Genomic DNA, 21,355 nt, shown 5'->3' on the forward strand with positions numbered 1-21,355 from the left:
AAGCGCGCTAAATCAGGACTATTTTCCATCAGACTTGCCTTCATTTGACTTACCTTCATTTGACTTGCTTTCATTTGACTTACCTTCATTTGACTTGCCACTAGCTTTTTTCCCTTTCGGCATGCAGACCCCTCCTTTATAAAAGAATAAAATATAATATGCAAAATAGCTCTAACATGTACGTTAGTTAACAAAATCGAGCTAAAATAAAATTAGATTAATATATCTTTTATTTTTCGAAAAGTTTCATTTTCACATGACCAACATTGCGAATGGAAGTCAGCTATGGGAGATTTTTCTGTATGGTTATCAACAAGCGTTTGGAAAACAATCCGACGATGATTTCATTTATGATTTGATCAAAAAAAATCAATATTACCCCATTAATTAATTCCCTGATGAAGCCTAATAGCATATTAATATTGGTAAATACCTACGCTGGCTAGTTGGAACAGTTTGTACAATGAAGAATGACGGGTTTACTCACATCCATTCCCTGTATCCGCAATAGTGAGTTTGTTCGAAATTATTCCTTGGGACAATGATGCTTGGGTAAAGTAAGTCAACGGTGGGAATCATGGAGTACAACACTTGCGTCCCTATATTTATAAAGCACCTAGGGAATTTAGATTAAAAGAGTACCTTAATACTAGACTTTATACTTGAAAAGTTATTAATAATTTCAGAAAGGAGCTACTACTGTGGCACCAATATGTATTAAAAATACTGGAAAGTATGGTAGAGGGGTATATTCTACACGTGATATTAAAAAGGATGAACTCATTGAGGCATCACCTGTTGTAATATCACCTGAAAATGAATGGAAATATCTAGAGAAGACTATACTCTTTAATTACTGCTTCTTTTGGGGGGATTATAATGACATAGCCATTGCATTAGGATATGGAGCACTATTTAATCATTCATACACTCCGAATGCGACGTTTAATAATAATGAAGATCATTTATCAATAGACTTTTATGCAATAACTAATATTAAGGCGGGGGAGGAAATCACCATAAATTATAATGGTGACCCTGAAGATAAATCTCCGTTATGGTTTAATGTGATTGAGTGAATGTTTCTATATTTCAGGTTGTGACGGTGGTAGTGGAGGTTTCGCCTTTATAGTCGTTTTGTTTTTACTCTTAATCATTGTTGGATGTAGTTGTGGCAGCGTTCCGGATAGGGCGCCATCTGATAAAAATAGTATGCAAAAAGCTGACCTTTATTGGTCGGTTTTTTCAAATTTGATTCCTATTTCAAGGGAAGGATTCCATTTGGGGATCCTAGTAGTAAGTTGAATAAGAAAAAATCAACAATGTCCATTAACATAGCAATAATTTAAGTAATGAGCTATTTGTATTAAAAATATAATTATTTACTGTATTGTTATATTTTATATAAAATATTATTTTCAGTTAGTTTATATAAATAGAAAGAATAGAAGGAATTTAAAAGATTTCAGCTGGAAGGGAAGTACCAAACAATCTTCGCAATCGATCCAATCTTTTTTTTTAACTACATAAAGAGATGCAAGATGTCTAGTTTATTTGGACTAATATATAATAATAGTTTGTTGGTTTATGCGCTAATTTCAATTATTTTCTTAATCGTTATCATAGCTTAAACGAAATGGCACCCATTTATTGCGTTACTTCTTGCTTCCGTTATTTTAGGGATCATCGCATGTATGGATATTCCGGATGTTGCAGATGCTGTTCAGACAGGGGTAGGAAATACACTTGGTTGTCGGTCTGGGTACGATGTTTGGGAAAATGATGGCCGAATCAGGCGGAGCCGATCGGATTGCAAATACGCTTTTAGATAAGTTTGGAGAAAAGTAGGTACATTGGGCCGTGATTATTGTTGCTTTTATCGGTGGTATGCCCGTATTCTTCGAAGTTGGCCTCGTCTTATTAATTCCAATCGTTTACACAATTGCTAAAAGAACGGATTTACCCCTTTTAAAAATCGGGATTCCGATGGTAGTTGGATTATCGACAGTACATGGCTTGATGCCTCCACATCCAGCACCAATGATTGCGGTTCAAGAATTTGATGCAAATGTTGCTAAAACCATTTTATATGCTTTGATTATCTGAATTCCAACAGCCATTATAGCTGGTCCAGTTTTCGGTTCCTTCATATTAAAAAGAATTAATGTACAAGCTGCTGAGGAGTTATCGGAACAGTTCTCTAATAAACATAATCGCAAGCTTCTAGGTTTCGGAATTACACTAATCACGATTTTAATGCCATTTATTTTGATGTTAGTGGGAGCTGTCGGTGCCGTTTTTTTCCAACGAGTCGATACTGAATGATTGGATTACATTCCTTGGAAAGCCAATTATCGCTCCATTGGTCTCTGTTGTGGTTTCTTTCTTTACATTAGGCTATGCTAGAGGTTTTAATATAGAAGAACTTAACCAATTTATGTCTGCCTGCCTTGCACCAACTGCATCCATTATCTTGATTATCGGAGCAGGTGGCGTATTTAAAAATGTATTAATCACGAGTGGAGTGGGCGGAATTTATTGCAAGCCGCATCCTTTGAAATTTCACCAATTCCGAATTCTTTAATTTAACAGTGACACAAACGTTTAAATCTGGGACGGTTATGGAAACGATAATTTCAGTCGTTTCTCTTATCCTAATCTTACTATTGAATTCAATTGTTTAAGAGAAAGGAGTACGATGTAAAAATATGAAACATTCAGGTTATATGATGGGGATCGATATTGGTACGACGAGCACGAAAGTTGTTCTTTTTTCAAAGAGGGGCGAGGTCGTCCATTCATGTTCTAAAGGATATCCGCTTCACAGTCCAACTCCGTCTGTTGCGGAACAAGATCCGGAAGAAATCTATAAAGCGGCTATTATTGCAATCGGTGAAGTGATGATTGCAAGCGGAATAGCAAAGGATGAACTAAGTTTTATTTCTTTTAGTTCAGCGATGCATAGTTTGATTGCCATGGATAAAGACGGTAAGCCGCTCACAAATAGTATTACGTGGGCAGATAACCGAAGTGTAGCCTATGCGGAGCAATTGAAGGCATCGGAACAGGGGACGCAATTGTATCACAGAACGGGAACACCAATTCACCCTATGTCCCCAATCACGAAAGTTATGTGGCTTAGAAAAGAGCATCCAGAAATCTTTAACAAAACGGATAAATTTTTAGGGATTAAAGAATATATTATCTATAAATTTTTCAAAGAGTTTGTAATGGATTATTCACTTGCATCTGCAACAGGTATGTTCAACTTGAAAAACTTGGCGTGGGATGAAGAGGCATTGGCCATTGCGGGAATTGGATCGGACAAGCTTCCTATGCTCGTGCCAACGACCCATATCCTTTCTGGATTGAGCCAGGAATTGGCAGAAAAAATGAACATTTGTGCTGGTACTCCATTTGTTATTGGTGCAAGTGATGGGGTGCTTGCCAACTTAGGCCAAAATGCTATCAAGCCTGGTGTGCTTGCGGTAACAATAGGAACAAGCGGTGCAGTGCGAACCGTCAGTGACCGTCCGCTTACTGATCCGAAAGGGCGGACGTTCTGTTATGCCCTCACTGAGAATCATTGGGTAATTGGCGGACCAGTCAATAATGGGGGAATCACTTTCCGATGGGCCCGGGATCAATTTGGTCGGGTAGAAATCGAAAGAGCTAAGGCCTCGGGTCAGGATCCATATGAGATATTGACCGAAATGGCTTCAAATATTGCACCTGGCTCAGACGGGTTAATATTCCACCCGTATATGGCAGGGGAACGGGCGCCATTATGGAGTGCTGATGCAAGAGGTTCCTTCTTTGGACTAGCTCTTCATCATACTCGCGATCATATGGTGCGGGCTGTGCTTGAAGGTGTGATGTACAACTTATACAGTGTCCTCCTTGCTGTAAGGGAACTGACAGGTGCTCCGGAGAAAATCCATGCAAGTGGCGGATTTGTCCGCTCCAAGCTATGGCGGCAAATTATGGCTGATGTATTTAATCAGAATGTGACAATCCCAGAAAGCTTTGAAAGCTCGAGTTTAGGTGCTGCCGTTCTAGGATTATATGCTTTAGGTGAAATTGAAAGCCTGGATGAGGTTGAAAACATGATTGGGCATACAAATGAACTTGTTCCAATCGAGGAGAACGTTAAAGTGTATGAAGAACTAATGTCGATTTATTTATCCGTAAGCCGGCAATTAGAAGGCGACTACAAGCGTATTGCTGATTATCAAAGACGTCATTTAGAATAAATTTGAGTGAAAGCACAGATGCAGAAGCGCTGTGCTTTTCTTTTTGCCTACAAAAAATGGTAAAATGGAGAAAAGGATAAGGGGACTTTTGAGATGGGAGCCAGTAAAACAAATGCAATGCGAATTCTCGATAACAAACATATAAAGTATGACATGATGAGCTATGATGTCCACGACGGCCAAATAGACGGTGTTACCGTGGCGAGTAAAATTGGTAAAGCGCCAGCAACCGTGTTTAAAACACTCGTTACTCACAGCGGACCTCAGCAGCTTTATGTATTTGTTATTCCTGTAGACACCGAGCTGGATTTGAAAAAAGCAGCGAAAGCAGCAGGTGCGAAAAAAATTGAAATGCTCGCTGTTAAAGACTTGCAGAAATACACAGGGTATATTCGAGGGGGCTGCTCACCAATCGGTATGAAAAAGCAGTATCCGACTTTTATTGATGAAAGTGCAACCAATCTGTGTGAAATCATCGTAAGCGGTGGGAAAATTGGGACACAAATTGTCTTGAAACCGTCAGAATTCCTTGTGGCTGCACAAGCGGAGCCTAGAGCTCTTATCAAATAGATAAAGAATACTATTAAACCTAAACCTTAGGCATTCACCTACCTGGGTTTTCCTGCATAAGCTGTCTTGAAGATGCACATCTGTATGGTGAAGGAGAGTGTGAAAGTGGCAGGAAAAGTGATGCATTATTTCGCTGGAGGCAATACGGCTAAAGGTTTTTATAGTTTATATGATTCCAATCTAGCTGGTTTGGAGAAATTATTTATTTTAAAAGGCGGACCTGGTTCAGGTAAATCGACTATTATGAAAAAAATTGGCCAGGAATGGCTGGATAAAGACTATGATATCGAGTTTTTGCATTGTTCGTCGGATAATGATTCCATTGATGGGGTAATTATTCCCGCCTTGAAAATAGGTCTTGTTGATGGGACTGCGCCACATGTGATTGAACCGAAAGCACCGGGAGCCGTTGAAGAATACGTCAACCTAGGGGCTGCCTGGAATTCTCAACAGCTGGCAGCTGAAAGAACGACAATCATAAGATTGACCAATGCTAGAACCAAGAGTTTTGAGAAGGCATATGCTCTTTTCGCAGAAGCATTAAAGATACATGATGAATGGGAAGATATTTATAAGGCGAACATTGATTTCGTTAAATTAAATGGATTAACCAATAAATTGATAGAAGGCTTTTATAGAGATATTGTTCTCAACAAAAAAGCAGATGTTCGTCACCGGTTTTTAGGTGCCGCTACGCCAGAGGGAGCAGTTGATTACATCCCGAGTATTACAAAAGGAGTGCAAAAACGCTACTTTTTAAAGGGTCGACCTGGCTCAGGAAAATCGACGATGCTGAAAAAGATTGCAAAGGCTGCGGAGAAAAGAGGATTTGATGTAGAAGTGTATCATTGCGGTTTTGATCCTGAAAGTTTGGATATGGTAATCGTCCGGGAGGCGGGAATCGCTATTTTTGACAGCACCTCTCCGCATGAATATTTCCCGAGTAGAGAGGGTGATGAAATCATTGATATTTATAAAACAGCCATCCACTCTGGAACAGATGAAATTTATGCTGATCAGATCAAGGATGTTTCCTCCAGATACCGGGCGAAAATGAATGAAGCAACTGCATGTCTTGTAAAAGCGAAAGAGCAGCATGACGCACTTGAAGCCATTTATGTAAAAGCAATGGACTTTACTGCAATTGATGACATTCAAAAGGACATTCAAGAACAAATTACTGCACGGTCAAAGACTGTGGATAATCATACGATTTTACATTAAGAAAATAAACTGTACCTATTCAAAATAGGTGCAGTTTTTTTATATACATAGAAGAGACAACTGAAAGATAATCATTTTTAGATTGGCGTTGAAAAGCTCTCCCGTTTGTTATACGTGTTTATCAACTCTCTTTCGGTTAAAATAAGGGTTATATTGAAAAAAAAGGAGCGGGTTGAATTGATTAAGACGATTGCGATTGATATGGACGGAACATTATTAAACAAGATGCAAAAGGTGAGTGATGAAAATAAAGCCGCTATCCAGAGGGCGCAAAGAGAAGGAGTTGAGGTGATCATTGCTACAGGAAGATCGTACGAGGAAGCAAAGTACGCTTTAGATGAAACGGGCATTGTGTGTCCGATTATCTGTGTAAATGGGGCTGCTATTTTCACGCAGGACGGAAAAATTGCTGCTTCCAATCCGATGTCACCTGCTACTGCACAGAGTGTTGCCGAATACCTCGAAGAACAGGAAATTTATTTTGAAATTTATACGAGTCAAGGAATCTATTCTAAAGACTATGAAAACGCAATATCTGCTTTAGTGGATGTTTTTGTTACAGCTAATCCGGACATTGACCCTGTGGGAATCAGAAAATTTGCAGAGGACCGTTTACAGCTTGGACAGGTAAAGTCCGTTTCCAATTACTCAGATTTATTCAGCCACTCTGATATAGAATATTATAAAATTCTAAGCTTCTCCAAAAATTTAAGTAAATTAGACCAAATTGCTTCACAATTGAAAACTCAGGATGGGGTGACCGTCACCTCTTCAGGACGTGAAAATGTGGAAATCATGAGTGGGCAGGCGCAAAAAGGTACTGCGCTTGAAAAATATGTGACTAAAAAGTCTGCTTCGATGCAGGAAACTATGGCCATCGGAGATAATTACAATGATATATCAATGTTTGAAAGAGTGGGTTTGTCTGTCGCAATGGGAAATGCCCCGCTTGATATTCAAAAGCTTTGTGATGAAGTAACAGGTATTAATGATGATCACGGTGTTGCTACAGCTATTCTAAAGGTACTTACGCAGTCATCAGCATACTAAATATGGAACGAAAGGAGAAGAGCTTTTGAAAAGATGGTGCTTATATTTTCTCATGGCCACATTAACTTTAACTGGTTGTAACGTTAATAAAGAAGAGAACAGTAAAGCACAGCAGAGCCCTGATAAAGAAGTGTCGGAAACTCTAGGAGAGGGCCCTGAGGTGCTGTTAACGAACTTAATTGCACCTTGGTCGATTCAGAAGAATGGGGATACAATGTATGTGTCAGAGCGGACAGGCACCATCGTTCAATGGGAAAGGGGCGAGATGACGAGGCAAAAGGTTAAGCTTAAAAAGACATTGTCTGTGAAGGCCGAAGCTGGATTACTTGGATTTTTGTTAACTCCTGACTTCTCGAATAACAGGCGTGCAATTGCCTACTACACGTATGAAGAAGGCGGGAATTCTATTAATCGAATCGTTACTTTACAAAAGGATAATGATACGTGGCGGGAGTTGGAAACATTAATCGACGGAATACCAAGCGGTGACTACCATCATGGAGGTCGAATCAAGATTGGCCCGGATGATAAGATATATGCAACAACAGGGGACGCGAGGAATCCAACAATAGCCCAGGATCTTGATTCTTTAGGTGGGAAGGTCCTAAGAATGAACCTTGATGGTACCATTCCGAAAGATAATCCAATCGAAAACTCATACGTCTATTCATACGGACACCGCAACCCACAAGGCTTGGCCTGGGATGAGGCTGGTCAGATGTATGAAAGTGAACATGGTGAGTCTTCTCACGATGAATTAAATAAAATTGCCCCCGGTATGAACTATGGCTGGCCAGAAATAGAGGGCGATGAACAAAAGCCGAATATGGTAAACCCATTGATACATTCCGGTGAAAATACATGGGCCCCTTCTGGAATTGCTTATTTTGACGGAAAGCTATACATTGCAACCTTAAGGGGAGAATCGCTCAAGAGCTATGATGTACAAAGCGAAAAAATGACCGATATTATCACAGATTCCGGGCGGATACGTGATGTGTTTGTGGATGAAGATTCTCTCTATTTTATAAGCAACAATACGGATGGTCGGGGAAATCCTGATGAAAAAGATGATAAGCTGTATCGCTTGCCGCTATCTCATATAAATTGAAAAAGGCCCTAAAAGGGCCTTTCAGACTGTAGACAAACTCGATGAAAATCGAGTTTGTCTACAGTTTTTTTGAGGGGTTGTAAAAATTCGAACGTTGATTTCCACTCCAGGCACTCGCTTTCCGCGGGCGGTCAGGGAGCCTCCTCGGCGCCTTTGCGCCTGTGGGGTCTCCCTTGGACACGCTTTTCCCGCAGGAGTCTCGCACCTTCCGTTCCAATCAACTTTGTTTTAACAATTAGAAATAAACACTTTTTCCTACAGTCTTTTTTGTTTTAATATAGGAGTATTAAAACTTGAGGTGATGACGATGCTTTCGAAACATAATTCTATTCAGCGAGATCAACTTGAAATGATTACTTTGGATCAACTGGTGCCAGCGAACCATTTGGTTCGTAAAATTGAGGGGGCCATTGACTTTATGACTTGGTGAAAGAGATGTATTCAGAGATAGGCCGCCCAAGTATTGATCCAGTTATTTTAGTTAAATTGACATTCATTCAATATACCTTCGGTATTCGTTCGATGCGTAAAACGATTGAAGAAGTTGAAACGAATATGGCTTACCGTTGGTTTTTAGGTTACGGTTTCCATGATAAAGTACCTCACTTCTCAACGTTCGGGAAAAATTATGAGCGTCGCTTTAAAGATACAGACCTGTTTGAACAGATTTTTTATCGTATCTTAATGACAGCCTCAGAAAGAAAGTTAATTAGTGCAGAGCACGTATTCGTTGATTCAACACATGTGAAAGCCAGTGCGAATAAGCGGAAATTCGAAAAGAAAATCGTTCGTAAGGAAACACGAGCATATCAAGGACGCCTTCAAGAAGAAATAAATCAAGATCGTGAAAACAATGGAAAGAAGCCTTTTCCACCGGATAAATTTGATAAAGAAGAAACCAAAGAAATTAAAGAAAGTTCAACTGACCCTGAGAGTGGCTACTATGTAAAAGATGAACGAACAAAACAGTTTGCCTATTCATTTCATGCGGCTGCAGACCGCAACGGTTTTGTGCTGGGGACGATTGTAACACCAGGAAATACGCATGATAGTCATATCTTAGAGCCTCTTGTTGAACAAGTGATTGAGAAAGTTGGAAAACCTGAAGCTGTTGCCGCAGATGCAGCTTACAAAACACCAGCCATTACAAGCTACCTTTTTGGGAAAGAAATCACACCAGCTAATACACGTCCACGAACAAAAGAAGGGTTCTTTCGCAAGCATGACTATGTTTACGATGAACATTTTAATTGTTATCTCTGCCCATCGGGCGAGATTTTAAAGTACTCAACAACAAATAAAGAGGGCTATCGCGAGTACAAATCACCCAAACACACTTGTGCGACATGCTCATTTTTATCACAGTGTACAGTAAGCAAAGACCATCAAAAAGTGGTGACACGCCATATCTGGCAAAATTATATGGAAGAAGCAGATCATCTGCGTCACCACAAGGATGTAAAACCTATATATGCGAAACGCAAAGAAACAATAGAGCGTGTATTCGCAGATGCAAAAGAAAAGCATGGTATGCGTTGGACTACTTTAAGGGGACTTAAAAAATTGTCGATGCAGGCGATGCTTACATTCGCTGCCATGAATTTAAAGAAGATTGCCAATTGGACATGGCAAGGTCCAATAATGGCTTAATAAAGTGGGCTCGTAGAGACCCAATCTCTTAATCTTGATCAAAATTCAAAGGGAATTTCAAAAGGGGTCCAGAATTAAAACATTCTGGACCCCTTTTGTCTACAAACTGAAAGGCCCTAAAATGGCCTTTTTTTTGTGTGTTTTAAGAAGCATCGAACTTAGCAAATAATTAGCTTGAATACTGTTAAAGGTTTAGAGAAAAATATCAGTGCACTATTTAAGTAGTTGGCCATTTTCTTCATCTGTAGTGTAGACATTTCTAATAAATCAGTGTATAGTTACCTAGGTAACTATTTAATAGGGGGAATACCTATGTCCTTTCATAATGGTTTTTTTCATCATAATCTGCAATTTTCAAGGTCATTTACTAAAAAGTTAAATGAACAATTGGCCAAGGTTAATCTTTTTCATTCTCAATGGTTGATTATATATTATTTGAATCAGTATGGTTGTTCTACGCTTGTCGAAATTAGTAATTATCTAGATGTGGAGAAACCGACAGTAACTCGGACGGTCAATCGTTTAGAAGAACGTAAGTTGATTGAACAAATACCCGGAAAAGATAAGCGGGAACGGAGAATACAGTTAACTGAATCAGGCGAAATAACATATCAAGAAGCCAAAAAAGTAGTTGAGGAATTTGAACTTCAATTAATGAGTGGTTTGGCTGAAGAAGATCGTGAGACAACGTTACGAACTTTGCTTTTCTTAAAGGGAAAATTAAAATAATTAGGAAGGAAGAAGGATTGAAATGAATCAGAAACCGAAATTGTGGACGAAAGACTTTTTGATTGTATCGTCTGCGAACTTTTTTCTATTTTTAACATTTTATGTCTTAATGGTGACATTGACCATTTACACGATGGATAACTTTCATGCATCCCAAGCGCAAGCTGGTCTTGCTTCAAGTATTTTCGTCCTAGGGGCTGTACTTGTAAGGCCAATTGCAGGGAAAAAGATTGACCAGATTGGCCGCAGAAGAATGTTGCTTGGATCATTGATCTTATTTCTAATATCATCCATTGGATATTTTCTAGTAGATAGTTTATCACTTTTGTTAATTGATCGATTAATTCACGGTATCTCTTTTGGCCTTGCTACTACAGCAACGGGAACGATTGCAGCAGATATTATTCCGAATGAACGACGTGGTGAAGGAACAGGTTACTTTGCCATGAGCACAAACTTGGCAATGGCATTTGGGCCGTTTATTGGATTATTGATTACACAGCATTTTAGCTATTCCATTATTTTCTATGCTGCATCTTTATTTGCTGCATTCTCTTTAGTTGCTTCATTATTTATGCATGTACCTGAGGGGGAAAAAGAACGAGTATCTCAACAAAAAGGCTTTAAAATTGGCGATTACTTTGAAAAAAGAGCTTTACCTATTTCTATTTTTATTGGATTTGCCGGTTTTACGTATTCGAGCATCTTGTCCTATTTAACATCCTTTGCAAAGGAACTAAATTTAATGGACGCGGCGAGCTTTTTCTTTGTAGTGTTTGCTATATTCCTTTTGGTGTCACGTCCCTTTACAGGGCGTATGTTTGATGTGAAAGGTGAAAATGCAGTTATCTATCCATCGCTCCTACTATTTGCGGTGGGTATGGTCATTCTTAGCCAAGCCCATCATGGAATCACCCTCCTAATAGCTGGCGCATTAATCGGAGTGGGATATGGTACGTTCCAATCAAGCTGTCAGGCGATTTCAATTAAGGAGTCCCCATCAAACCGAATGGGATTAGCAACTTCTACGTACTTTACAATGTATGATTTTGGTATTGGTGTAGGTCCATTCCTACTTGGATTCCTTATTCCTTTTACCGGGTTCCAAGGGTTATTTATAGGCATGTCCATTTTGTCATTTGTTCTCATAGTCATTTACTATTTAGCGCATGGTAAAAAGGCTTCTGCAAGAAAGAAAATGCAATCTGAAGAGCGGTTTTCTGCTTAATTTTCTGCATTTTCTTGTTTAAAAACAAAAAAAATGGGGATGCTTATATTATGATTGATTTTCCAAGTAATCCCCCTTTTCTCCGCCTGTTATATACAGGCGTTTTTTTTATGTTATAACAAAAAAAACCGCCAAATTGGCGGGTTTAAAATTTATAGGTCCATAATCGTTCTTTGCGGATCCAGTCAAGAAAGTCAGCATCTTGGTTTTCGAATTTTTCTTTCCAGTCGACCACCATCGCCTCCGTTTGCGAACGGTGTGCTGTAAATGTATCTACCTTTTTGTTTTCGACGGCAGAAATATCATGGACGATGTCAGGTTGTCCTAAATCGTCGATGCAGTTATTGGAGAAAGCGACACAGTGAAGTTTAGGTCTCTCTTTTTCTTCGATTCTTTCCACAGCTCGGACCACAGCTCGTGCAGTTGCTTCATGATCCGGATGAACGCTGTATCCTGGGTAAAACGTAATGATTAATGAAGGATTAAGTTCATTAATGGCATCTGTAAATAAAGAAGTCAGCTTTTCATCATCTTCAAATTCGATGGTTTTATCACGCAAACCGAGCATGCGTAAATCTTGGATACCAATCGCGTTTGCAGCATCGATTAATTCCTTTTTACGAATTTTAGGAAGCGATTCTCTTGTTGCAAAAGGAGGATTTCCTAAATTCCGTCCCATCTCTCCTAGTGTTAAGCATAGGTAGGTAACGGGGGTGCCTGCTTCTCTATGTAAAGCAAGCGTTCCAGAAACCGAGAAGGCTTCATCATCAGGATGTGGGAAAATAACTAATACATGGCGTTCTTTTTCCAAGGTATATTTCTCCTTCCGTTCTACTTACAGTGAGTATAGTTATCTGCCAATTGGGGCGTGCATGGCGGATTTTTGACACCTGCAGCAAGATTGTAATTATTCAAAGGGAGTAGGACTAATTTGCATGGAAACAGCAAGTTTTCCGGTAAAATCAAGCCCTGCCAGTAGCAATCTCCCATGTTCATCAATTTCGAAGTGGTTTACTCCTTCAGCGTATACCCAGCCAATATTGAGCTTTAAGCCGATACGATAGGGTCCGTCCCCAACTATCTTCCCATGTTCATACTGTATAAAAGCATTACGGATATAAGCGCCTGCCGAAAAAAAAGCTTCATCTACATGAGTGGCATAGGCGCCGTTGGTTGTTTCAAGGTGAAGATATACATCTTGTCCTGCAAAAGAATCGATAGCATTCTGCACCTCTGTACGGTCTATAGGTTTCATTCTACAATTTCCTCCTTAACTGGGCGGCTAGATAAGCATTTCCTTCTTTCTATTTTACTAAATATAAACAAAAAAAGCGAAAAAGGCCGCTCAATGATTTTGAGCGGGCCCTTATTTTTAATTAATTATTTTGTTTTTTCAGCAACCCCGTATTTATGGTATGCACCATGATTGACAGGACCTACATAGTCATTCATCTTCCAAGAATGACGAACAGCTTCTGTTATGAAGTCTTTTGAAACATGAATCGCCTCGCGCGGACTTTTACCTTCAGCCAATTGAGCTGCAATAGCTGCTGAAGATGAACAGCCGGCACCGTGTGTATTGGTTGTTTCAATTTTTTCAGATTCAAGAATCTCAAATTCTTTTCCATCATATAAAAGGTCGATAGCTTTGTCATGATCCAGCTTATTTCCACCTTTGATCAAGACATATTTCGCACCAAGTGCATGAATTTTCTCAGCTGCACTCTTCATATCATCAATCGTCTTGATTGGCGTTGTGCCTGCTAATTGGGCAGCTTCGAAAAGGTTCGGTGTAACTACTGTTGCACGTGGAACAAGTAGGTCACGAAGTGCTACAGCTGTTTCTGGATGCAATACTTCATCTTCACCTTTACAAACCATTACTGGATCAATTACGACTTTGTCCAGTTTCAACTCGTCAATTTTACGGGCAACAAGTTCAATGATTTCGACTGATCCAAGCATTCCTGTTTTCATAGCATCGATACCGATTGATAAAATCGTCTCGATTTGGGCTTCTAATATCTCAACCGGTGTAGGGAATACATTGTGAGACCAGCCGTTTTTAGGATCCATCGTAACGATAGTCGTTAAAGCGGACATTCCGTAAACACCGAATTCTTGAAATGTCTTTAAATCAGCTTGAAGACCTGCGCCGCCGCTGGAATCAGAACCAGCAACTGTCATAGCTCTTTTCATAGTCATTATGTGACCTCCTCAGGAGAATTGTATCGATATTATCAGCATACCAGGTAATATCCTGTTTTTAGAATATACCAAAATTTCTATTATGTAAAACTTAGTTGTCACCCTAAATGAGTACCTTTTTGAGAGACATGGAGAGGCTTCGAATAAACACGTTTTAATTGAAAAAATATTATCGGAAATTATGAACCAATGAACGAAATTTAAGAGATTAGGAAGTGGGAATTCCTGGGTGTTAGGGTTTGGTTCATATAAAAAATATGCTATATTCTATCTTTTAATTAATAAGCAAAGTTTGTGAAAGTGTCTTTATTTTCGAAGTTGATTTAAAATATGGATACATTGAAAACTTCTTTAAAGGATATATTCCTTATAGCGTTACCATTAGATGCAAGGTTAATCCCGAAATAGGAAGGGGGGAATCAGATGGAATGCACAATGCTGCTTTTGGCAGGCGGGAAATCTAGCCGTATGGGTGTGAATAAAGCTCTGTTGAAGATAGGTGAGGACGTGAACATCTCAAGAGTGGCTTCCGAGTTGAAAAAAGTTTCAGAAAACATTCTAGTCATTACGAATACATCTGAAGATTATCGATTTCTTCACCTTCCGCTAATTCCCGATTTACATAAAGATCGAGGCCCCCTTGGAGGACTACATGCAGGAATGTCCTACTCAAAAACAGAGCTGCAGTTTCTTACGGCCTGTGATATGCCTTTTGTGAGTGCAGAAGCAATAAATGAAATTATTTCCTATTATGAGTCTGATCTAGATGCCATCATCCCTGAAATCAACGGCAGGCTTCAGCCGCTTTTCGCTGTTTACCATAAAAGGTGTCTACCTGTACTAACGGATTGTTTAGTGAAACAGGAATTGAAAATGAGGATCTTTTTAGAAAAGATTACGGTGAAAATTATTAAGGAAACTGACTTTGAGCTATATCATAAGAATCCTAAGCGTTTTCAACGCCTATTTTTCAATATGAATACGAGGGAAGATTATCAAGAGGCAGGGCATATTAATCAAACTGAATTTTATATAAAGGATGGTAGCCATGAACTATGACATTTCTAAAGAACCGATTGTCATCCAGGAAGTGATTGATAAAGTAGTCAATCGTAATGCGGGTGCTGTAACGACCTTTATTGGTACAGTAAGGGAAATGACGAAGGGTAAAAAGACTTTATTCTTAATCTACGAAGCATATAAACCGATGGCAATTAAGAAACTAGAGCAAATCGGCTCCGAAATCAAGGAGCGTTGGCCTGATGCAGAAACGGCGATTACCCATCGCGTAGGTAAATTGGAAATCACGGATATCGCCGTTGTTATCGCCGTTAGTACTCCACATCGAAATGATGCCTATGAGGCAAATCGATATGCGATTGAAAGAATTAAAGAAATTGTCCCAATTTGGAAAAAAGAACATTGGGAGGATGGGGAAACATGGGTTGGTAATCAATTGGAAACTGTTCCTTATCCGAAAGGAAAACCAGAAGAGGTGGATATAGATGATTAATGTACTCTTATTTGCTCAATTAAAAGATGAATTAGGAAAAGAAACTCTTTCTATAGAAGGAAATGGAATTAGTGTGGCTCAGCTAAAAGGGAAAATGAAGATTGAATTTCAATTGGAGGGTCTTGAAACCGTGATGACAGCGGTTAATGAAGAATTTGCCGACGATGAAACGATTTTATCTGATGGAGATACAGTAGCCTTTATTCCACCTGTTAGTGGAGGCTGATTAGATCAGATAGGAGGGAATCATAGTGAACGAGCGATATTCAAGACAGACCTTATTTTCGCCCATTGGTGAAGGGGGACAGGTGAAAATTCAACAGAAGCATGTATTACTTCTCGGGGCCGGAGCACTGGGATCTGCTAACGCTGAAGCCTTGACTCGCGCTGGTGTAGGTAAGCTGACTATTGTGGACAGGGATTATGTCGAGACCAGTAATTTACAACGACAACAGCTGTATACTGAACAGGACGTTGAAGAAAAGCTGCCAAAAGCTGAAGCGGCAAAACGCCATTTGCATGCTATCAATCATGAAGTAGAAGTAAAGGCGGTCATAATGGATGCAACCGCGCAGACTCTGGAACCACTGCTAGGTCATGTTGATTTGATAATGGATGCTACTGACAACTTTGAAACACGGATGATTATCAATGATCTGTCACAAAAGCTTCAAATTCCGTGGATTTATGGGGCCTGTGTAGGCAGTGTTGGAATGACAATGACAATCCTGCCTGGACAGACGCCTTGTTTGCACTGTTTGCTAAAAACTATTCCGATTCAAGGAATGACCTGTGATACAGGTGGGATTATTTCACCGGCTGTAACGATGGTGGTAGCACATCAAATAGCCGAAGCCTTAAAAATTATCGTTGAAGATTGGGAATCAGTTCGTCCTTCGCTCGTTACTTTTGATTTGTGGCGGAATCAATACCAAACTGTTAGATTAACAAAAGTGGAAAAGAAGGATTGTCTTTCTTGCGGAGATCAGCGGACATATCCATTTTTAACATTGGAAAACGCGACGAAAACAGCGGTTCTTTGCGGAAGAGATACAGTACAGGTCAGACCGCCAAAACCATTGAAACTTCAACTAGAGAAGTTGGCCAAAGACTTGAACGGAAGTGGTTATTTGGTAAAAGTTAATCCATTTCTTCTCTCTTGTGAAAAGAATGGTGAACGGATGGTTGTTTTCCAAGATGGTCGGGCATTGGTTCACGGTACGAAGGACATGGTCCATGCAAAGGCCATGTACCAAAGTATTCTGGGATAGCGAATGTAAAAAGCGAGGCTGCCGGTAGAGGCGCCTCGCTTTTTTATAGAATGCTATATAGGGTAATATATAAAGATTGATTAGAATTAGTGAGTAATACCGTCTTTATTATCTTGTTTGGATGCAACGATGACGACTTTTCCTTCATCAAGTACTTCCTCATAACGTTCTGCTTCCATATCACTAAGGCCAAGATTGCTCATTCGATTACGAAGTTCGTCTCCACGTGATTTAAAGAGATTTCCAACTGTATCGAGGAAGCCTTGTTCTTTCATGCCAACATCTTCTGTATTCGTGTTCTCGGTAAGATGCTTCGAACGAGTTTTGTCATGGGCAAACAAATATACATCATCCTTTGTATACCCGAATGTAACTAATTCATCAATTTTTTCCTTTGCTTGCAATCCGTTTTCTACAACATGTACTTGATACATATAAACTCCTCCTTGAATTTTAGTGTAAGACTTTCTTAAATTAGGTAAATAGTATCTTGCTTATCTTAGTTGTTGATTAGCTATAGTAGTATATAACCTTATTTGGACATGGATAAACATTTTGCAATGGAATAATGATAATAATATTTAGTATGTGGTGAAACGGAACACCTTTTGTAATCGGTAGGTTAAATATTTGAAAACAGGTAATTTATCCTGATATTCGCTATAATCCGCAGTGTATATTCCGTCTTGATTTTTCCAAAGTCTTTGAAAATAGTTATCGACATCCTGGGTGACTTCGGCATCATTCGGAGCGTGGATTTCAACATTGGCTTCGAGGTTATAGTCATCTAGATTGCGTGCAGTGTAATTAGCCGATCCTCCAATAATAATCATTTCATCTGCTTTTTGAATCATCATCAACTTTGTATGAAACTGTTCTTTATCTGTTTTGTACCAACGAATCGAGATGTTTTCATCACCCAGCTTTTCGAATTCAGCAGCAACTGGAAGATTAGGGAGCCCGATTTTCTCACTTCCAAATGCATTTTGATTCGGATCTAATATCATTTGAATTTTCACGTTTCGTTTAGCTGCATCTGTTAAGGCCTCGACAACATGGCGATCGGCAATATAAAACATGGCAAGCTGGATTTGGTCGCCTTTCTCCGTTTCCTTAATTGCTTTAAGAACATGTTTATTGATTTTTCCCTCTGTTAGTAACTGTACAGAAATCGGCCCTTTATCGGCAGAGGCCTCCTTGAATTCTGGAAATGCCTTCGGACCCCCTGAGAATTTCGAAGCAGCTTCTTCTGCTTTAACAAAATCGCCGATGATATTTCCATCCATCTGGAAGGCGATATTGGAGTGGAATCCGCTCGCGTCATGAGGGTTTGCTGATGAAATAATGGCCGTCTTTTCTGTAGCAATCACTTTCCTGTGATTGGCTTTGATATTCATCAATCTAAGATAAGAGCGCACGGTGACTTTTGGAGCGCTTTTGGCCATTGGGTTCACAATCCAACCTTTTCCGCTTTCGCCGAACCATTGGAAGAAGGTCCTGTATACACCTGAATAGAGCGGGTTTGGATCCCGTAGCCGATCTAAATTGGTTACAATAACATCAATGTCATTTTGCTTCAGGGTTTCCAGTGCCTCTAATTGGTAGGCGTTATAGGAAGTATTTACTTCATCAGTAATGAACATAACCTGGAGCTTAGGTTTCTTTTTCTTCTGGGCAACCAGTTTATCTGTTAGAGTCTCAGTTAACTTTGGAAAGTTTATCTTTTCATCATAAAAATTATTAAACAAAAACATATCGATTACGATAAAAGAATTAGCCTCTTCGATAGCTTGATTGATGGTTTGGAAGATTCGCTGCTCATGTTGCAGATTTCCCTGTTTATCGTGATAAGACAGGTCATAAATAAAATCAATATCCTCGACATGATGAATCTTCCCTTCATAAGAAATGCCATCAGGCAAGGGCTTGTAGCTGTTATAGATAATCACGAATGTAATGACGATCAAAATACTAACAAGCAGATAAAATCGTTTTCTTTTGTACCATTTTTTCATAGGGAATCCTCCAACATGGTTAAATTGCTTGCTAACTACCTATTTCCCCAATTTGGGGGTAAATAGAAACATAAATCGTAACCTATTTGAAAAAGGGTAAGAAAATGAGTTTGATATAATAGTATAAAAAGAAGAAAGGGGCTATGGCAGATGGCAAAGCAGATATTAACAAATGATTGGTGGCCTCTGTTGGAAGAGGAATTCAAAAAAAATTATTACCAAGAGCTAAGGGAGTTTATAAAACAAGAGTACAGTCAGCATGTCATTCATCCGAATCAGGATGATATTTTCAATGCACTTCAATTTACTTCATATAAAAAGGTAAAGGTTGTCATTCTTGGTCAGGACCCTTATCATGGACCGGACCAAGCACATGGCCTTAGTTTTTCCGTGAAGCCGGAGGTGCGTATTCCGCCTTCTCTAAGAAATATTTTTAAAGAGTTACAAAGTGATCTAGGCTGTGAGGTTCCTGATAATGGTTCCCTTGTTAAATGGGCAGACCAGGGTGTACTTCTGTTGAATACCGTCTTGACTGTGCGTGAGGGAGAAGCCCATTCACACAGAGGAAAGGGATGGGAGATCTTTACGAATCAAGTTATCCGCTTGCTGAATGACCGACAAAAACCGGTTGTTTTTATCTTGTGGGGGAGGCCGGCTCAAACTAAAATCCCTTTGATCGATGAAAGCCGTCATAAGATCATTACGTCCGTCCATCCTAGCCCATTGTCGGCGACACGAGGTTTCTTTGGTAGCAAGCCGTTTTCTAAAACAAATCAATTGCTGAAGGAAATGGGGGAATCCCCAATTGATTGGAAAATCTCGAATCGTTGATGTGGAGAAGAAAATTGAACGGGTAAATTGTATGGCGTGCAGGCATTTTTATGTAACTTGGGATTCTAATTTTCCAAAAGGCTGCCGTGCTTTTCAATTTAAAACGTTAAACCAACCATCTCTTGATGTTTTTCGTTCTTCCGGACAGCTTTGCATGAAGTTTGAATCCAAGCTGTTAAAAAAGTAGATCAGTATGCAAGGATGTTTTCTTCACCTCAAATTTTTGCTATGCTAGGTATGAAAGTTTTGACATGTATGTAGACGAGGTGGTAAAGGTGGATATTTCATCAAAACGAATGTTAGATAAAATGGAAGAGCTTGTCTTGAAAGCGAAACAGGCAAATTCAGAGGATAAGTTGCAGGGGTATGTAATTGCCATTCAGTCTCTATGTGAAGTAATGGTGGATGAAAAAGCTGGTAACATCAGCATTCCAAAGCCAATCACATTGACCCAGCCTGTTATATCATCTGTATCCAATGTAGAGCCGGTTAAAATGGATGAAGCAAATGGCGCATCCTTATTCGATTTTTAAATTAAATAAAGAGGGGCGAAGAAAAAGTGAAACTGTTTATCATTTTAGGAGCATTGAATGGTTTTCTTGCCGTAGCGCTAGGTGCATTCGGAGCGCACGGACTGGAAGGGAAAATTCCTGATAAATATTTAGCAACATGGCAGACGGCTGTCGATTATCAAATGTTTCATGCAGCGGGTTTATTAGTGCTTGGTTTGTTGGCGGGAAAGATCTCAAGCCCGCTAATTAATTGGTCAGGCTGGCTTATGCTGATAGGAATTATCCTGTTTTCCGGAAGCTTATTCGTTCTTAGTGTTACTCAAATCAAAGTTCTGGGAGCCATTACACCAATTGGTGGAGTTTCATTCTTGGTTGCTTGGGTTCTAATGATCATTGCTGCATATAAATACTTATAAAAAAAGCTGACCTTTTTCTAGGTCAGCTTTTTTTGCATCATGGATGAAAAATGAATTATCTAGGTTATTTTCATATAAGAAACAGGCTCAAAATCACAAGAATTTGAGCCTGTTTCTTATAACATTAAAGCTTTCTTCACCTTGGCGAATACGTGGCAAGCCCAGCGCCTCCAAATGGATATTCATACTCAATTTCTTCGTCAAAGGTAATGTAATCTAAGTATACCATCGGGATTAAGTAACGTTTTCCTGTTTGCGGGTCGCTTATGATTAAGTGGTCGCGTCCCGCAGCCTCAATAATTCCTTTGAAGATCTTTGCATTCCACTCCTTGTTGTTTTCAAACGTCGTATAAACGGTCGCCAATTTCCCTTTATTTAGACGTAGGATGTTCTCGATATAAGATGCCTCGACTGGAAGCATGCCAGGTACCTGTGGTCCGGATGTGGGAGCATTCATCGGCATAGGTATTTGTTGAGGCGTGCCTGCCTTAGTGGGCTGCTGTGGCTGGTATGATGGTTGTTGGTAAGCCTGCTGCTGGAAATTTTGTTGCGGGTAAGGAGCCTGTTGTCGCAGGTCAGACTCATTATTTTCATAGGGGTAATATGGGCTTCCTCCGTACGGATAATTACCATAAGGGTTATTTTGTGACATTACATTCCCTCCTAAATTCAAGGTTTATTTGATTTTGTGGAATTTGGACAATCCGAGTGCGTGGGCTGGAAGAAACAGTGCGATTTATAGCGACCGGTATTGTATTGGTTATACCACTGTTC

22 protein-coding genes and 3 pseudogenes are annotated in these 21,355 nt (G+C 39.6%); 19 read left to right on the plus strand and 6 right to left on the minus strand.

Annotated features, from left to right (window positions below; translation table 11 throughout):
• Positions 1 to 701: 701 nt before the first annotated feature.
• The 11 genes and pseudogenes from JFU50_RS10560 (at position 702) to JFU50_RS10610 (ending at position 11,815) form a co-directional block, all read left to right on the plus strand.
• Entirely contained in the window at positions 702 to 1,079 is a 378-nt protein-coding gene (locus tag JFU50_RS10560) for an SET domain-containing protein-lysine N-methyltransferase (protein WP_201222553.1), read from the plus strand.
• A gap of 10 nt (positions 1,080 to 1,089) precedes the next feature.
• Positions 1,090 to 1,173, plus strand: a pseudogene (locus JFU50_RS30705) (YjcZ family sporulation protein); the annotation flags it as partial.
• 368 nt (positions 1,174 to 1,541) lie between these two features.
• Positions 1,542 to 2,684 (plus strand): annotated as a pseudogene (locus JFU50_RS10570) (GntT/GntP/DsdX family permease).
• A gap of 24 nt (positions 2,685 to 2,708) precedes the next feature.
• Positions 2,709 to 4,253 (plus strand): gluconokinase, encoded by a 1,545-nt coding sequence (gene gntK, locus JFU50_RS10575; protein WP_201187555.1) that lies wholly within the window; start codon positions 2,709 to 2,711, stop codon positions 4,251 to 4,253.
• A gap of 93 nt (positions 4,254 to 4,346) precedes the next feature.
• Positions 4,347 to 4,823: a Cys-tRNA(Pro) deacylase gene (gene ybaK / locus JFU50_RS10580; RefSeq protein ID WP_201187553.1), complete on the plus strand. Its 477-nt coding sequence runs from the start codon at positions 4,347 to 4,349 to the stop codon at positions 4,821 to 4,823.
• Positions 4,824 to 4,928: 105 nt separating this feature from the next.
• Entirely contained in the window at positions 4,929 to 6,047 is a 1,119-nt protein-coding gene (locus tag JFU50_RS10585; RefSeq protein ID WP_201225052.1) for a PRK06851 family protein, read from the plus strand.
• A gap of 177 nt (positions 6,048 to 6,224) precedes the next feature.
• Positions 6,225 to 7,097 carry a Cof-type HAD-IIB family hydrolase gene (locus JFU50_RS10590; RefSeq protein ID WP_057216149.1) on the plus strand — a complete coding sequence of 291 codons (873 nt, stop codon included), beginning with the start codon at positions 6,225 to 6,227 and terminating at the stop codon, positions 7,095 to 7,097.
• A 25-nt stretch (positions 7,098 to 7,122) separates the two neighbouring features.
• On the plus strand, positions 7,123 to 8,208 hold the full coding sequence (locus tag JFU50_RS10595; protein ID WP_342366275.1) for a PQQ-dependent sugar dehydrogenase: 1,086 nt from the start codon (positions 7,123 to 7,125) through the stop codon (positions 8,206 to 8,208).
• Positions 8,209 to 8,515: 307 nt separating this feature from the next.
• A pseudogene (locus JFU50_RS10600) lies at positions 8,516 to 9,858 on the plus strand (IS1182 family transposase).
• Positions 9,859 to 10,170: 312 nt separating this feature from the next.
• Entirely contained in the window at positions 10,171 to 10,587 is a 417-nt protein-coding gene (locus tag JFU50_RS10605) for a MarR family winged helix-turn-helix transcriptional regulator (RefSeq protein ID WP_201187545.1), read from the plus strand.
• A gap of 22 nt (positions 10,588 to 10,609) precedes the next feature.
• A complete protein-coding gene (locus JFU50_RS10610) occupies positions 10,610 to 11,815 on the plus strand; it encodes an MFS transporter (protein WP_201222554.1) in 1,206 nt (401 codons plus the stop codon).
• Positions 11,816 to 11,960: 145 nt separating this feature from the next.
• Here the strand turns inward: JFU50_RS10610 and bshB2 are convergent, their stop codons facing one another.
• From bshB2 to pdxK, 3 genes are all read right to left on the minus strand, one after another.
• The gene (gene bshB2 / locus JFU50_RS10615; RefSeq protein ID WP_053348416.1) at positions 11,961 to 12,626 is read right to left on the minus strand and encodes a bacillithiol biosynthesis deacetylase BshB2; all 666 of its coding nucleotides are present in this window, start codon (positions 12,624 to 12,626) and stop codon (positions 11,961 to 11,963) included.
• Between the two features lie 96 nt (positions 12,627 to 12,722).
• Entirely contained in the window at positions 12,723 to 13,070 is a 348-nt protein-coding gene (locus JFU50_RS10620; RefSeq protein WP_201187541.1) for a YojF family protein, read from the minus strand.
• 125 nt (positions 13,071 to 13,195) lie between these two features.
• Positions 13,196 to 14,020 (minus strand): pyridoxine/pyridoxal/pyridoxamine kinase, encoded by an 825-nt coding sequence (gene pdxK / locus JFU50_RS10625; RefSeq protein WP_201222555.1) that lies wholly within the window; start codon positions 14,018 to 14,020, stop codon positions 13,196 to 13,198.
• 426 nt (positions 14,021 to 14,446) lie between these two features.
• On the opposite strand from pdxK, the gene mobA reads away from it, so the two are divergent.
• The 4 genes from mobA to JFU50_RS10645 are packed head-to-tail and all read left to right on the plus strand — an operon-like array spanning position 14,447 to position 16,807.
• Positions 14,447 to 15,082, plus strand: coding sequence for a molybdenum cofactor guanylyltransferase (gene mobA / locus JFU50_RS10630; protein ID WP_201222556.1), 636 nt, complete (start codon positions 14,447 to 14,449; stop codon positions 15,080 to 15,082).
• On the plus strand, positions 15,072 to 15,536 hold the full coding sequence (locus JFU50_RS10635; protein WP_053348419.1) for a molybdenum cofactor biosynthesis protein MoaE: 465 nt from the start codon (positions 15,072 to 15,074) through the stop codon (positions 15,534 to 15,536). The genes mobA and JFU50_RS10635 overlap by 11 nt, the downstream gene beginning before the upstream one ends.
• Positions 15,529 to 15,762, plus strand: coding sequence for a molybdopterin converting factor subunit 1 (gene moaD / locus JFU50_RS10640; RefSeq protein WP_201222557.1), 234 nt, complete (start codon positions 15,529 to 15,531; stop codon positions 15,760 to 15,762). The genes JFU50_RS10635 and moaD overlap by 8 nt, the downstream gene beginning before the upstream one ends.
• Positions 15,763 to 15,787: 25 nt before the next feature.
• Complete coding sequence (locus tag JFU50_RS10645) at positions 15,788 to 16,807, plus strand: MoeB/ThiF family adenylyltransferase (RefSeq protein ID WP_201222558.1); 1,020 nt, start codon at positions 15,788 to 15,790, stop codon at positions 16,805 to 16,807.
• Between the two features lie 86 nt (positions 16,808 to 16,893).
• Here the strand turns inward: JFU50_RS10645 and JFU50_RS10650 are convergent, their stop codons facing one another.
• Together JFU50_RS10650 and JFU50_RS10655 are read right to left on the minus strand one after the other, a co-directional pair.
• Positions 16,894 to 17,241 carry a general stress protein gene (locus JFU50_RS10650; RefSeq protein ID WP_053348422.1) on the minus strand — a complete coding sequence of 116 codons (348 nt, stop codon included), beginning with the start codon at positions 17,239 to 17,241 and terminating at the stop codon, positions 16,894 to 16,896.
• A gap of 147 nt (positions 17,242 to 17,388) precedes the next feature.
• On the minus strand, positions 17,389 to 18,822 hold the full coding sequence (locus tag JFU50_RS10655) for a phospholipase D family protein (protein ID WP_201222559.1): 1,434 nt from the start codon (positions 18,820 to 18,822) through the stop codon (positions 17,389 to 17,391).
• A 150-nt stretch (positions 18,823 to 18,972) separates the two neighbouring features.
• On the opposite strand from JFU50_RS10655, the gene JFU50_RS10660 reads away from it, so the two are divergent.
• From JFU50_RS10660 to JFU50_RS10675, 4 genes are all read left to right on the plus strand, one after another.
• Positions 18,973 to 19,653 carry a uracil-DNA glycosylase gene (locus JFU50_RS10660; protein ID WP_201222561.1) on the plus strand — a complete coding sequence of 227 codons (681 nt, stop codon included), beginning with the start codon at positions 18,973 to 18,975 and terminating at the stop codon, positions 19,651 to 19,653.
• Complete coding sequence (locus JFU50_RS10665; protein ID WP_342366276.1) at positions 19,628 to 19,840, plus strand: uracil-DNA glycosylase; 213 nt, start codon at positions 19,628 to 19,630, stop codon at positions 19,838 to 19,840. The genes JFU50_RS10660 and JFU50_RS10665 overlap by 26 nt, the downstream gene beginning before the upstream one ends.
• Before the next feature lie 64 nt (positions 19,841 to 19,904).
• On the plus strand, positions 19,905 to 20,186 hold the full coding sequence (locus tag JFU50_RS10670; RefSeq protein WP_207198790.1) for a YwdI family protein: 282 nt from the start codon (positions 19,905 to 19,907) through the stop codon (positions 20,184 to 20,186).
• A gap of 26 nt (positions 20,187 to 20,212) precedes the next feature.
• The gene (locus tag JFU50_RS10675) at positions 20,213 to 20,581 is read left to right on the plus strand and encodes a DUF423 domain-containing protein (protein WP_056524091.1); all 369 of its coding nucleotides are present in this window, start codon (positions 20,213 to 20,215) and stop codon (positions 20,579 to 20,581) included.
• A 136-nt stretch (positions 20,582 to 20,717) separates the two neighbouring features.
• On the opposite strand, the gene gerQ is transcribed toward JFU50_RS10675, so the two are convergent.
• Positions 20,718 to 21,233, minus strand: a complete 516-nt coding sequence (gene gerQ, locus JFU50_RS30710) for a spore coat protein GerQ (RefSeq protein WP_082612735.1) — start codon at positions 21,231 to 21,233, stop codon at positions 20,718 to 20,720.
• Positions 21,234 to 21,355: the final 122 nt, after the last annotated feature.

Origin of the sequence: Peribacillus sp. TH14 (assembly GCF_016651145.1) — a bacterium.
Lineage (GTDB): Bacteria > Bacillota > Bacilli > Bacillales > DSM-1321 > Peribacillus > Peribacillus butanolivorans.

What these genes read in the sequence shown, in the direction of transcription:
- JFU50_RS10605 (WP_201187545.1), top strand. Translation starts at nt 10,171, where the DNA reads ATGTCCTTTCATAATGGTTTTTTTCATCATAATCTGCAATTTTCAAGG.
- gerQ (WP_082612735.1), bottom strand. Translation starts at nt 21,233, where the DNA reads ATGTCACAAAATAACCCTTATGGTAATTATCCGTACGGAGGAAGCCCA.
- JFU50_RS10620 (WP_201187541.1), bottom strand. Translation starts at nt 13,070, where the DNA reads ATGAAACCTATAGACCGTACAGAGGTGCAGAATGCTATCGATTCTTTT.
- JFU50_RS10660 (WP_201222561.1), top strand. Translation starts at nt 18,973, where the DNA reads ATGGCAAAGCAGATATTAACAAATGATTGGTGGCCTCTGTTGGAAGAG.
- gntK (WP_201187555.1), top strand. Translation starts at nt 2,709, where the DNA reads ATGAAACATTCAGGTTATATGATGGGGATCGATATTGGTACGACGAGC.
- JFU50_RS10655 (WP_201222559.1), bottom strand. Translation starts at nt 18,822, where the DNA reads ATGAAAAAATGGTACAAAAGAAAACGATTTTATCTGCTTGTTAGTATT.
- pdxK (WP_201222555.1), bottom strand. Translation starts at nt 14,020, where the DNA reads ATGACTATGAAAAGAGCTATGACAGTTGCTGGTTCTGATTCCAGCGGC.
- mobA (WP_201222556.1), top strand. Translation starts at nt 14,447, where the DNA reads ATGGAATGCACAATGCTGCTTTTGGCAGGCGGGAAATCTAGCCGTATG.
- ybaK (WP_201187553.1), top strand. Translation starts at nt 4,347, where the DNA reads ATGGGAGCCAGTAAAACAAATGCAATGCGAATTCTCGATAACAAACAT.
- moaD (WP_201222557.1), top strand. Translation starts at nt 15,529, where the DNA reads ATGATTAATGTACTCTTATTTGCTCAATTAAAAGATGAATTAGGAAAA.
- JFU50_RS10635 (WP_053348419.1), top strand. Translation starts at nt 15,072, where the DNA reads ATGAACTATGACATTTCTAAAGAACCGATTGTCATCCAGGAAGTGATT.
- JFU50_RS10650 (WP_053348422.1), bottom strand. Translation starts at nt 17,241, where the DNA reads ATGTATCAAGTACATGTTGTAGAAAACGGATTGCAAGCAAAGGAAAAA.
- JFU50_RS10670 (WP_207198790.1), top strand. Translation starts at nt 19,905, where the DNA reads ATGTATGTAGACGAGGTGGTAAAGGTGGATATTTCATCAAAACGAATG.
- JFU50_RS10610 (WP_201222554.1), top strand. Translation starts at nt 10,610, where the DNA reads ATGAATCAGAAACCGAAATTGTGGACGAAAGACTTTTTGATTGTATCG.